Source organism: Collinsella sp. AM24-1, assembly GCF_003470325.1.
Classification (GTDB): Bacteria; Actinomycetota; Coriobacteriia; order Coriobacteriales; family Coriobacteriaceae; genus Collinsella.
The window spans coordinates 39367-52446 of record NZ_QRHM01000005.1 but is presented as its reverse complement, the minus strand read 5'-3'; the positions used below and the strand labels follow the sequence as shown (position 1 = coordinate 52446).

General features: G+C 52.2%; 10 protein-coding genes. 2 read left to right on the top strand and 8 right to left on the bottom strand.

The features are described from left to right. Window positions 1–338: 338 nt before the first annotated feature. Window positions 339–1850 carry an IMP dehydrogenase gene (locus tag DW661_RS03045; RefSeq protein WP_118934561.1) on the bottom strand — a complete coding sequence of 504 codons (1512 nt, stop codon included), beginning with the start codon at window positions 1848–1850 and terminating at the stop codon, window positions 339–341. 193 nt (window positions 1851–2043) lie between these two features. Between DW661_RS03045 and DW661_RS03040 the strand changes: the two genes are divergently transcribed. Beyond that, on the top strand, window positions 2044–2391 hold the full coding sequence (locus tag DW661_RS03040; RefSeq protein WP_117635111.1) for a winged helix-turn-helix domain-containing protein: 348 nt from the start codon (window positions 2044–2046) through the stop codon (window positions 2389–2391). Between the two features lie 225 nt (window positions 2392–2616). Here DW661_RS03040 and DW661_RS03035 read toward each other — a convergent pair whose 3' ends face one another. The 6 genes from DW661_RS03035 to DW661_RS03005 all read right to left on the bottom strand — a co-directional run bounded on the left by DW661_RS03035 (window position 2617) and on the right by DW661_RS03005 (window position 10924). Next, complete coding sequence (locus DW661_RS03035; RefSeq protein ID WP_158568408.1) at window positions 2617–3609, bottom strand: PLP-dependent transferase; 993 nt, start codon at window positions 3607–3609, stop codon at window positions 2617–2619. Window positions 3610–3755: 146 nt separating this feature from the next. After that, on the bottom strand, window positions 3756–4394 hold the full coding sequence (locus DW661_RS03030; protein ID WP_118934557.1) for a hypothetical protein: 639 nt from the start codon (window positions 4392–4394) through the stop codon (window positions 3756–3758). Between the two features lie 202 nt (window positions 4395–4596). Then, entirely contained in the window at window positions 4597–4983 is a 387-nt protein-coding gene (locus tag DW661_RS03025) for a helix-turn-helix transcriptional regulator (RefSeq protein WP_118934555.1), read from the bottom strand. Window positions 4984–6109: 1126 nt separating this feature from the next. Further along, the gene (locus tag DW661_RS03020) at window positions 6110–7705 is read right to left on the bottom strand and encodes an SIR2 family protein (protein ID WP_118259369.1); all 1596 of its coding nucleotides are present in this window, start codon (window positions 7703–7705) and stop codon (window positions 6110–6112) included. A gap of 507 nt (window positions 7706–8212) precedes the next feature. After that, entirely contained in the window at window positions 8213–9622 is a 1410-nt protein-coding gene (locus DW661_RS03015; RefSeq protein WP_117635106.1) for a hypothetical protein, read from the bottom strand. A 483-nt stretch (window positions 9623–10105) separates the two neighbouring features. Further along, complete coding sequence (locus tag DW661_RS03005; protein WP_117635105.1) at window positions 10106–10924, bottom strand: hypothetical protein; 819 nt, start codon at window positions 10922–10924, stop codon at window positions 10106–10108. A 208-nt stretch (window positions 10925–11132) separates the two neighbouring features. Here DW661_RS03005 and DW661_RS10430 point away from each other — a divergent pair, with 208 nt between their 5' ends. Next, a complete protein-coding gene (locus tag DW661_RS10430) occupies window positions 11133–11264 on the top strand; it encodes a hypothetical protein (RefSeq protein WP_255413169.1) in 132 nt (43 codons plus the stop codon). Between the two features lie 224 nt (window positions 11265–11488). Here DW661_RS10430 and DW661_RS03000 read toward each other — a convergent pair whose 3' ends face one another. Then, entirely contained in the window at window positions 11489–12943 is a 1455-nt protein-coding gene (locus DW661_RS03000; protein WP_118934551.1) for a reverse transcriptase domain-containing protein, read from the bottom strand. Between the last annotated feature and the right edge of the window lie 137 nt (window positions 12944–13080).

Here is a 13080-nt window from a genome sequence, read left to right as displayed (position 1 = left end):
GGCTTAGCTTTATTCGCTACTGCGGACAGTCCTGCGCAAAACGAAGAGCACATCAAGTGCTCTTCTTTGCGTGCGGAACTTGTAGCGAACAAAGCTAAGCCGCCCGACCCTAAGGTTAACTTGGTTGATAATAGCAAATACGACAAGCGAGATGCCTGCGACTTGCAGGCATCTCGCTTTATCTAAATAACGTGGTTGTGAATCAACCGCTATTTGTTACCCGCCCAAGCATGGTCGGGTTTTCCAAGTGCCGCAGATTGCCGTGAAAGAGGAGCGACGCGTACTTTGGTACGCGAGCGACGGTTTGAACGGCAAGGTGCGGTGCTTGGGAAAGCCGCTTAGCGGTAGCTGACGCTTTGCTGGGAGTCCTTGACGACTACGTCGTGGGCTCCGCCTTCGACGATGGAGGTGGAGCTGACCAGGGTCAGGCGTGCCTTTTCCTGGAGCTCGGGGATCGAGAGGGCACCGCAGTTGCACATCGTGGACTTGACCTTGTAGAGCGTGCCGCCCACGCCGTCCTTGAGGGAGCCGGCGTAGGGAACGTAGGAGTCGACGCCCTCGACGAAGCTGAGCTTCGCGGCGCCGCCCAGGTCGTAGCGCTGCCAGTTGCGGGCACGCGCAGAACCCTCGCCCCAGTACTCCTTCATGTACTGGCCGTTGACGTTGACGCGCTCGGTCGGGCTCTCATCGAAGCGAGCAAAGTAGCGGCCCAGCATCATAAAGTCGGCACCCATGGCAAGGGCGAGCGTCATGTGGTAGTCGTAGACGATGCCGCCGTCGGAGCACACGGGCACGTAGATGCCGGTCTCCTCGTAGTACTCGTCGCGAGCGCGGCAGACGTCAATCAGCGCGGTGGCCTGGCCACGGCCGATGCCCTTGGTCTCGCGGGTAATGCAGATGGAACCGCCGCCGATACCGACCTTGATGAAGTCGGCACCGCAGTCGGCCAGGAAGCGGAAGCCCTCAGCGTCGACGACGTTGCCGGCACCGACCTTGACGTCCTCGCCGTAATTGGCGCGGATCCACTCGATGGTGCGCTTCTGCCATTCGCTGAAGCCCTCGGAAGAGTCGATGCACAGGACATCGGCACCGGCCTCGATGAGCAGCGGCACGCGCTCGGCATAGTCGCGGGTGTTGATACCGGCGCCGACCATATAGCGCTTGTCGTTATCGAGCAGCTCGTTGGGGTTGGTCTTGTGGCTGTCGTAGTCCTTGCGGAAGACGATGCCCATAAGGTGATCGTTGTCGTCGACGATAGGCAGGGCGTTGAGCTTGTTGTCCCAGATGACGTCGTTGGCAACCTTGAGGCTGATGTTCTTGTCGCCCACGATGAGCTGCTCGCGCGGGGTCATGAACTCGGAGACCTTCTTCTGGTGGTCATCGCGGCTGGGACGATAGTCACGGCTGGTGACAATGCCCAGGAGCTTGCCCTTGGGAGTGCCGTCGTCGGTGACCGGCATGGTGGAGTGGCCGGTCTTCTCCTTGAGCTCGATGACCTGCTCCATGGTCATGTCGGGTGTCAGCGTGGAATCGGACTGAACGAAACCAGCCTTGTGATCCTTAACGGCCTTGACCATAGCAGCCTCGGACTCGGGGGTCTGAGAACCGTAAATGAAGGACAGGCCACCCTCGGTAGCGAGCGCGACACCCATGTCGACGCCCGAGACGGACTGCATGATGGCGGAAACCATGGGGATGTTCAGGGTGATTGCCGGCTTCTCACCGCGCTTGAAGCGGGTTAGCGGCGTCTTAAGAGAGACGTTGTTGGGGATGCACTGCGAGGACGAGTAACCAGGGACCAGCAGATACTCCGAAAACGTGTGGGACTCACCGGGAAAGAACGTAGCCATGTTTCTCCTTTTTCCATGCGACCGGTCGGCTGCAGGCCTCGTAGGACCCAGCCCAACCTTGGGCGCCCAATACTGGGGAAGTATCTTAACGCACTTTGACTGCTACAATGCATGGTTTAGAAAGAGCACACGAGGGTTTGACGCAGGCTTTGCGTTTGCCCAGCAAACACTTTAGCGGGAAGACGTGGAGCACATGGAGTACAAGACGACGGCAAAGTTGGTCATTCAAGCGTGCGACAAAGACCTGCCGGGCGTGTTCGGCCACGGCTGTGTCTTGCTGCTGCAGGGCATCGCCCGCGAGCACTCGCTCAACCGCGCCGCCAAGAGCATGGGCATGGCGTATTCCAAAGCCTGGCGCATTGTGAACGAGGCGGAAGGACAGCTGGGCTGCAAGCTCATCGAGCGCGACGGCGCCCGCGGATCATCGCTCACCCCCGCCGGCGAGCGAGCCATAGCGGCGTACGAGGAGCTGCAGGCCGACATCAACAACGTCATCGCCACCAAAGCCAACGACCTCATCGCCAGCATCAACGCAGGATAGTCCTTTTGGGACTGAATTGTTGTCCAGCGCGCCCTCGGATTGAGGCTCGCGCCACAAAATGGGCCCATATACTACGTTTAGTTGAATACCCTAGACCATACCGGGCATTATGAAAATAAAACCGCTGGTAGACAGCTTGGCGATTTTCAAAATAAGCGGGTATGGTCGACCCCTACGGCTTAAACGTAGTAAATAGGCCGTTTTCGTGGCACAGACCCCGATTAGCTACTTGCGGAGGGCGTTGTCTAGGGTGGCAGCCACCTGCAGAGGGTTGTCGGTGCCGGCGAAGAGGCGAATGGTGCACCCCTGCTTGCCGCGTGGAGCCGAAAGGCGCGTCGTTGCGCCGCCGGCCGGCGATGTACGAAACTCCCCCGGCAAAGCATCGAACAAATCGCCCGCACTGCGCTCAATAAGGTCAAACTCAACTGCCGGACCAAAGCCGTGCTCGAGGATTCCAGTTGCAACCGCATGGTCGGGATGCGAGCTCAGTCCGGGATAGCGCACGGCGTGCACCATCTCATTGGCAGCCAAGTACTCGGCCAGCGCACGTGCGCGGTCGAAATGTGCCTGCATGCGGGCATCGAGCGAGTCCAGCCCGCACTCCAGCACACCGGCCTCATCAGCAGGCAAATCAAGTTTGACCAAGCCACAGCCCTTAAGCAGAGCATGCGCGCACTCGGCAGCGGCATCCACGCGATGGCGCTTGAGCTGCGAGCGCGCGACCGATACGGCAACCAACTTGTGCGGAGCATCGCCCGCGCATACGCGATCAAGTGCCTCGAGCGACAGCACGGCACCCAAGCGCAACGGATCGCACCCAAAGACACCAGCCACGGTGTTATCCACCACGAGCAGCGCATGAGCCTCACGCGCGGCGCGTCCTAGCGTACGCAGATCGGGCACACGCAGACCAAACCCGCCGATGGAGTTGACGAACCACCACAGGTGCGGCCCCTCGGCATCAAACGAAGCATCAAAGCCCTCGGACGTAGCAGCAAACGCCGCAGCCGCGGGCTCCCCCACCATAGCCACGTCGCAGCACTCAAAGCCGCGCGCAAACGCATCGGCAAAGTCATTGGCAAACGCAACCAGGCGATCGCCGGGACGTACAATCCCCAACAGAGACAGCGCCGCCGGCACATGCGGCGCTGCAGCAAGACGCGCCTCACGCGCGCCGGCCCTTGCAGCCCAGGCTTCTTCTAGCTGCTGTACATCCACACGGCACCGTCCCTTCATAAGCAAAAACCCACGATGCGGGTGTTCCCCGCATCGTGGGCAACGGCTGCAGTATAGCGCCGATGGGCGACGAAACGCCTAGATGCTGAGCGTGTGATAGGTCACGCTCGCACCCGGAGCGTCAACGATCACGCCATAGGCCTCGGGTGGCCAAAAGCGTCTGCAACGTCGAGCATCTCAAAGTTGGCATCCCAGCAGTCAAAGATACGATGCACCAACACCGCGAGTTCCTCGGCACACAGCAGGGGAAACGGCGCATCTGCCGCACCCTGAAGCGCGACCGACCCGCCCGAGCATGCCTCGAATAGCGGCACCAAAAATGGGTCGGTTAATGCCGGCGATGCGGTATACAGATACGGCACGCGCAGGACTTTGGCTTGGATGCCGTCGCGCGATGCATAGTGACGGCACAGGTCGTTGGCCGCGCGGGCGATAATGCCCTTGCCCGTCTGGGCGCCACTGGCGGCCGTGGCGTCGTCGTCACAACCGCCAGTGGCACCCTCTGCGCCCGCGGGCCCCGCAATAAACAGCAGCTGCACATTGCGTCCCATACAGGCACGAAACACCGAGCGCAGCAGTTCGATGTCGCCAAAAGTCTCGGTATACGGGGTAAGGTAGGTAGAAAGGTAGACCACGCGTTCGAACTCATAGGCCTGGTCCAGGTGCTGCAGCAGCTCTTTCCACGAGGCATTGGGCGACGACTCATCGCGGCGCGCGTCCTGCGCGGCTACGACCTTAACGTGGTCCCCGGGGACGCCTTGGCGCAAAAGTCATCGTCAACATATGTGGTGTTGCCAACAACCAGCACTTCCACGGCGTTCCCCCTCCCCAAAAATCTACTTTTGCCATAGTCAAACATGCGTATTGTACGCTGTAAAAGCGAGCCAAGGCGCCTTTAAGGCTGTTTTAAGAACTTTTTAGAGGATGTGAGAGTGGCAACTCATTCGACTTAGATTCATCGAGGAAATGCTATTCACCCTGAAAAGGCACATCGCAATCTACTGACAGCTCTGCAGGAAGAATGGCAGGCGATGCACATTGCTCTCGCACAGAATCATCAGATGAAAGAAACGGCAACTCTTTGGAATGGCTGGCGATAACCTGCGGAACGATATTGATACCCAAAGCAAGCTCGAACCTAGCGATCGTCTTCAGCGTCATATTGGGCTGAGAATTCAACAGCTTCGAAAGCGACTGAAGGCTCACGCCCATACGCTTTGCCAAATCGCTTTTGCTTAAACCCAGACGCTTCATCTCGCGATGAACAATAAACTCGATATCTAGCGCGTGTTCATAAGCGCGTGTTTCGCTGGTTTCTGTATCGGCGTAAAAATCAGATAAATCTACTTTATTCATTGTGTTCTCCGTTTCGAAAGCCAAGTATAAAAGTCAAGGCTCAGATTCCAGAAGTTGACGTGCTATTCTGGCCGATCATTGTTCGAGCGGTTAATTTCCGCTTAGGGTCTGACAACATTTTCTGGAATTGAGAGTTGTCGGGAGAAGCCATCAATTCCCAAAACGGTCGACCCTTGAGGTCTCTATATTCGACAAGATCATATCCTTCTGCCAAAGGGCACCTCCCATTTCTAGATGAACTTAACTTATAGGTTAAGTTCATCCATTTAAATACATATAACGAGGTCCAGACAAGATTCCTCTGCCCCAATCGATAAACAAACCAGTCGAGCTTATGCAAAATCCGGAAGTGTGCGGCATATTCTAGACACGTCAACCACACTGGATAGTGGCAACGCTTCTACCTGCGGGTTCTTTTCATGAAAAGGACGATGTGCTCGAGGGTTCCAAAATTTGCCGCATGCTTCCATCGGGCGTTTCCGGAAGTGCGGTGAAAAACCGAGATCGACAGACCAGACCCCTGTTTTAGCCTTCCGCGACCTGCGGTTTTGTTGCCGAAATTCGGTTTATGCTCGGAGGTTTCCGATTTTTCCCCGCACTTCCGAAAAGCACCCTTAAACCGCGCGTCCCGAAGCGGAAAACCGCCGGATATTTGTTCTCCCCAAATGAGATCCTTGTTTTGCCTGGCCGAATCTTACATCCAAACAAAAAAAGAGGACCGACGCATCAACCCTCTTCAGGTGTCGCCCGAAGGCTTCCAGCGCAATTGATTTAATTCTAATCGATATCACTTGTTTGACCACGATCACGTCAACCAGTAGAAGCCGCCCATGCTCGATCATTCCATTGCCGGGATGGTGCTTGGCTAGTACGTCACACATTGCATACATGAAAAAAGGGCAACACTCTCAATTTGAAAGCGTCACCCTTAAAGCTCCCAAAGAGCTTTTGTATTGCAGGAAGATACTCTACACTATCTTCCCTTGATTGGCGGGTCGAAACAGACACCATTGTGATTTCAAGCAGAAAGCGTTATATTAAGTATGCATTTGCACGTGGTGTTCGCACTATACGCTCAGATGCCATAGTTTACAAAGATGGCCTTCTTCATAGACGCTAGGTGGGATTACTCACTAGTAGCCGATATGTCGAAGGCCTTCTTGTACTTAAGGAAATCATACATTCTAATAAGCCGTTTCAGCTCGCTATTACCGTGGATTATCTTGCGATCGTCCGTGATGAGCGCCCTCAGATATTCAAGCAACTTATTTAGATCGATCTCATCTTCTTCAAGTAGCACAAGCTTTTTAAATGCTTCCTCAAAGCCTTCGTTAGCTATAACAGACTGAACCGAGTGTCTAATTCCCGAATGATGATAGCTACCTTTTGCCTTTCGTAGGCTGTTGTTTAGAAAAGCATCTAAATCCTTCTTCTCATCTATTTCCTTTAGCATCCTTGGATTAAGAACTTCCCCTGAATACGCGCTTAAATACTTATACATGGGCAAACCACCCGAGTTAGAAGCAAGCAGCGAAGGAAGGTATTCCTCGACGGCAAGCTTAGGAGCAACATGTTCGTCATCAAACACAACATCACGATATAGAAGTTCGGCTTTGACCATATGCCCGTGCCCTAAAGAAGCATTCGCAACACCGATACCCAGCACAAGATGCTGTCCCTCCGGAAGTCTCTCGAGGTCGCTAAAACTCGCTTCAACTACCAGAGAGTCATTCGGATCGCCCTCATCAGCCAAGGCGTAGATGCTCCTGCGAAGCTCACGAATGATCCTGGGCGAGAAGGAGCATTTGGATTGTCCAATTGCTTCATACACTGCACCAAAATCGTTCGTCCTAATCTCGGTCATGCTTATCTCGCCAATACCTGGAAAGGTAAACGAATGAGTTGAGGTTGCGTTTTCTCCCCTAGTAAGGAAGATAAAGCGCTTTCTAAGCAACGCAAGATTGTTAGAACCGAGGCAGCGCGAAATCGACATGAGGATAGCTTGGATATCAGGGTCGTTAAGGGAATAACCGATAAAAATAATTGGGTATTCCATAAAAATAGTTAACAACTTGGCAGCCAAGTAATCCTGTGTTTCGGCGAGTTTTGCGTAATCTGCCTCCTCAAGAACCATAGATTCAGGATTATCCATAGAACCGTGGATCTTATAGATTTCACCCATTTCAAAAGTTCTGTGAAAGACGAGATCGTCTTGGCCAACAAAAACTTTAAACTCGGGAAATAGCGACTCCAGGAGACAGTCATAGTTGGTTGTTATAACTCCAGAGATACGCCGCCTGCCAACCTCTCTCAAGATATCAAGCTCATGCGTCATATATTCAGGTTTGAACGAGGATAACCTCTCGGCCGCCATGATCTTTAAAATAGATTTACGCTGACGAATGTCCTCTACATGATCGTTTCTAAAAGAAGCGAAGCGAGGGTCCTCAAGAACAGCTATGCGCATATCCTTATCAAGCATCGTCGCGGCAGAGGGCAATGCGCTATTGTCAGACTCATCTGGACAACGTGCCAGGTACGAGTCAAGCCGAAAGGGATCATCGGAAAGACGGGAACAGAGGTGCCTTAACAAACCAACCCAATCGTCGGTACCCATGTATCTACGGGAAAAGCCCGAGCCGACGAATAAATATGGGCTACGCCCCACCCCATTTATCAAACGTACAACGCTTTCTACAATGTCATCTCTTCCGACTTCCATCTAGCGCCTCCAAACAAGCTACTTCCATAAGTATAGAACATATGTTTGGATTTTACTAGAATTGCAAGACTTCATCGGAGACAAAGCTGCTCGACAATTGAAAATTCGAACCGCACAGGTGACCCAATATTCAGCAGTGTTCCGACGAGCAAATATTCATTTCGCGCCTCAGGCAATCTAGCGCAGCGGCATCAGTTAGAACGCCATGACTCTCTAGGAGTTCGATAAGTTGAGCGAAAGTCTAAAATTCCATCGCCAAAGTAACTCCTAAAATCAAAGGGCCGTTGCCGATAACAACCAAACAACGACCCTCCTTTGTCATCGCCTCACGTAGAGCCCACGACAACTGCATCACTAACTGGATGTTAACCTAGATGCGCAGTAATTGCGCATCCAAAAAAGTTAATCATGTAGCAAATACTCTTCGCGTTGAAACTAATGCGAAGCATTTTCGCGTCCGTGCACGAGAATGCGCAATCAATATGCGGAAAGGCAAAGATGATTCACCTAGCTAACAACCATCCAGTCACTACCGACAGTACTCGAAATCTTCGAGGAATCGCCGATGCACACGATGGTCGCCGAAGCGCCGGGCACATACTTGGCCTCAAGAACGGAAACACCTTGCTCCTTAAGCCTTAAGGTCGTCTCGGTTATCTGGGTTTTATTCACATCATTTTTGCTGACCAGTTTAACGCCATTGCCATCATTTTCATTCAGGCAGGATACAACCGTATTGTAATCGGCCCAATAACAGTACTCCCCAGAAAGCCATCCAAGCTCAGTGGCGCATATCGATCCAGTCGCAGAAACCGTCTTTGGAAGCAATCCGTAGCGCTGCCTTTCCTCAAATTCAAGAACATCGCAAAATACGCGATTAGCATTAAGTAATCTCGTTCCACAATAGTCCCCGTAAAACGGCGCAAAATGATTGCGGATAGTCCGCGACAACATACAGTAATCGTAGGTGTAGTAACACTTGAAGATTCGTAGGGCGTCTCCCCCTGCCCCTTCGGCAGAACGGGCGAATTCAACAAGAAACTGGTCCCACATGCGCTCAATATAGGGAATTGCGAGTTTAACGCTATCCATATCAGACAAAGGAGCATCGCTCGTCTGCTGCATTATTCCAGTGGTTTTTGCCAAATGGAAATGAGCTGCCATGCGCTCGATCGTTCGGATAAACTCGGGCCGATTCCCGTCCTCAATCGCCATAATTGCAAAGAAAACACTTCTCAACAGAAGATCACTTGAAAATCGCTGAGGTAAGAGATCGCCATATTCGCGCTCGTATGAGAAGAGCCTGGCCTCACCCGTATCGATTGAAGAGTAACCAAATACGGAGTCCGAAGGAACGACATATGATGGAGCGGCATTTGAGTACACACGGCTAAACTTAATTTGATAACGCTTAAAAAAGGTTGAAATCCAAAAGGTCACAACACCAAATAATGCCAGCTCAAACTCAAAGGCAATACTCGAAGTATCAAGCACATCTAGCCCCTGGCCTCCGAGATAGCCATCGATAACAAAGTGATCGAATGCGACGGACAGCAAAAGAGACATGAACGCCTCGAATGAGAAAGGAAGAGTCCGGTACCGCAATTTACCCCTTGCATGCTTGATTACCCCAAGAAACAACCAATAGAAAAGGGTAGGCATGTATCGCAGCGAAGGACCTGGAACTGAAAACGCATCGCAAATCGCAGCCATAATAAACACCGGGAGCTGGCAACAAATTGTTGGAGCGAGAATTCGGTAGGCAACGTTCAGCCTGCCCGACTCATCGGAGGGATACAGTTCTTCGACGGTGTATTGCCCTCCGATCGCCAAGGGCCCAGCAAAGCGGACAAGCTGAACGCTCGACAAACCGATAAAGACATAAAAGACAATCCAATGAATAGTGACCGATTCCACCTGTAAACAATCTCCTCAGGTCATACGCTTGCGATTAATTGTAGATAGACAGAATTGAACAGGAAGCAACAATATTTGAAACTGTTGTTTTGCGCACCCCGGATCAACCAACATACCCCAGAAAGGTCGCTGATGTTGACTGGGGTTCCCGTAAAACCCCAACAAAAAATGTGCGGAGTGCCGGCCTGAAACTGCCTTCGGACCCTATTGGCTGCACACCGAGAGGCTCCGCTATGAAACGCCCCCTTTACCACCCGCTCTGTGCGACCGCGTGCACGTCCATGGTCAACGCGACGATGCCTATGGCAGCCATTGCAGAGGGGGTTCAGCCTCAGAAGGCCGCCGAGCAGCAGGCGCAAGCCGTGAGGTCGAGCTCAGCGTTGCTTTTGAATGCAGAAAAACGAGTCCGAGCGCAGCGGCGTCCGGTCCTCTTGGCAGGTCCCATCTTGGGTTGATGTCCACAAAACTAGCCCTTGCGGTCGGTTAAACAAGTTTGAGCAGCCTTTGATACTCTCCGGGATCACGCATACGCATAATATCCATGTATGTTCTGCTTTTTGCGACCATGATATCGTCGAACTTGGATAGGCCGTGCCCGCTCGCTCTTGTGACAACCATGCGGTCGTCGCAAAAATATGAAAGGAAGGTGTCCTTGCCGGGATGGTGTATCCGTCGGACGTCGAGCACGTTCCGGAAGTCATAGTAAAGTGCGGCGTTGGCGGTTTCCTCAAGTTCAGGCAGTCTGTCGATGCCTTCAAAGCGGCAAGGATAAATTAGCAGCAAGTTTTTCGAATGACTGATTGAGCGAAGAAGTCCTCGGGCCTCACGGTCTTCTTCGCTCAATTGTTTATTACTCTCAGTTTTTAGAAGCTCGTCAAGCTTGGCGAGACTGTAATCCCTGAGAATTGCATGCAGGCGTAAGCCTCTCTGTTCTTTTACATGACTTCTGCAAAGTTGTTCTAAAGTTATTCCGCGGTCTGAAACTCGCCTTGACGAAGTGAGACTTACGGCGCGCATCATGGATTTTCCGAAGATGAGCTTGAAATCTAACTGATACGCGTCTGATACCGCATCACACTCCCCATTTGCCTCGGATACGGGCGCATGAAACTCCGCACCTCTGGTCAGTTCCTTGAAAGCGTTAGAGTGGTTGATGAGCTCGCGCGTCCATTCCTCGTATGTATATAACGGACGCCCAGAATAGTCTTGCATGAGGTCCTTAACAAACAATTCTGGGGTAATCATTGCGGATTTAAGTCTCTCGGCTCCGGGAACGGCTTCAATAAGCCTCTTATCTATCACTGTGGCCTCCTCTTTGCGGTAGTTTTACGGATGTTGACGGAAGCCGTTCCAGCAGGGTACGCCAAAGTTGGCCGAGCGAGCGGCCCGTCCTGGCTCGGAAGGGTCCGTGCCTTCGCCTAGAATACGCGCACCATGGCGCGTTCAGGCCGCTTTCGGGGTTATCCTGGCCGTTTCCATGGCAACCTCGCGCTACTTCTCGGAGAGGAAGATGGCCGAGTTGCACGACGCGGCGCTGCGAAGGGGAGCATCGTGCTGTCATGACTGGGCCGAGCTGGAAAAGACTGCCGGGAAGATGGTCGAATCCAGCCTTGAGCTTGCCGACAGAGTGGAGTCGGCCTAGGATATCGATAGATTCCGGATCCTGGACACAGGGGCCAAGGAGTCCATTACACCAACTTTCGCGACACTACCGTTCTTGTCATATCATTCTGATGTTCGGCACGAGTTTCAGAAGCATAGTTCCGCGACGGTGTGAAGGCACATCAATTATTACCCGGTGATCGGAATTGGCCGATATCGATTAAGTATTTATGGCTATGAATAATCCAGCGCTAAAGCCATCGTTTACCGAGCACTCAAGCGTTTAATCTTCCTATAAATCTTAGCCTCGTCGGGGGCAATCGGATCATTTGGAAACGCCTTTTGGGCTCTCGCTACGTAGGAAAGAAAGTTCCCATAGCGAGAAAATGCAGAAGGGTCAGCATCACCCGAGGGGCATAGCCTTCTTCCCTTAATACCGAGTGGTGAATAATGTTGATATAGAGCGGAGACGCGCTTTTTTGATGCGTGTCTCCCCTCTCCCTCATTAGAACGCGCAATCGCAGTGGCCGCCTCACGGAGACGTTTGTGGTACTTTCCAACCGTAGACTGTCGAAGTCTTACAATGCGCCCGTCAAAGTCAAACCCCAGGAAACTGACTTTCTGCGCCGGATGTGCACCGGAATACGAAAGAACCTCACCCGCGCAAACGCTTTCAAAATCAAGCTGAGCAACTCCGTTGCCATCAACCCGGAACACCTTGGTTTTCTCAGGTTGCAGTTTAACGGAATCGACATCGGCCATTAAATTGATGGCTTCTACAAGTGCATCAAAGCCAGACTTTGGAACGGCAACAATAAAGTCATCGCAATAACGAAGATACAAGCCGCCAACTCGTTCAACGGCAAGTCTGACTTTCATATCGATATCGGCCATATAAATGTTAGCGAGCACTCCGCTTGCGGCAAGACCCTGAGGAATGCCCAGCGCAGAGCCATCCCGTACCCAAGGTCTGGTAATAATATTGCTCTTGTTTGCAAGAAATTCAGACTTTGGCAAGATAACATCTAGCGTATTAAGTTCACGAATAGACTTGAACCGAAGTTCGATAGCCGCTTCATTGATCATTTTCTCCCGAGTAGGATCGATTGCTGGCCATGGCAATTCATGTCGAGCAGCCAAATCAGCAATAGGCCAGCACGAATAGCGAAGGATATTTTTAATGACTTGATAGTGATCGTCCGGTAAGCGTCCACTGGGAAACAACGAACGCAACGACGTCATTAGATGAGCATGATTTAAGTTGTCGAAGAAGCTCTCGAAATCACCCGTAAGCACAAAAGCCGAATCTTGCTCGCGTATATAATCGAAAGCCTTTTTAGCTGAGGAAATATTGCTGGCAGCAGTTACGGCGCAGTCTGATGAAAGGGAAGAGCGGTATGCTACGGCAACCTCATTAAACTCTTCGGTAATAGCCTTCTTGTTATATAAGTCCGACCACAGATAAGAGTAGTACTGGAGGACGCGGTGATCAAAATGAGAGGCATAAGCGATATTGCGAACCTTGCAGCTTCGCTTACCTCCACGATACCGAACAGCAATGATCTCGTTGGAAATTAAAGGGTAGAACGCGTGGTGGGAAACGTACTCTGAATCTAAGATCTTGGTCTGAGCTTCGGCAAAAGAAACCCTATGATCAAAATGGGCATATGAACTTTTGGAACTATATCGAGGAATACGAGTGATATCGAACTCGGCCAAAATACCCCCAAATAAATCAACCTGTCCGGATCAACAAGCGGCGGCTAACCCTCCCCGGACAGGCTAATTAAAGGCGCAGCAAGTGCAGCCAACGCTTTCGCGGCCACCTAAAGCAATGCTTGCCTATGGCATACTAG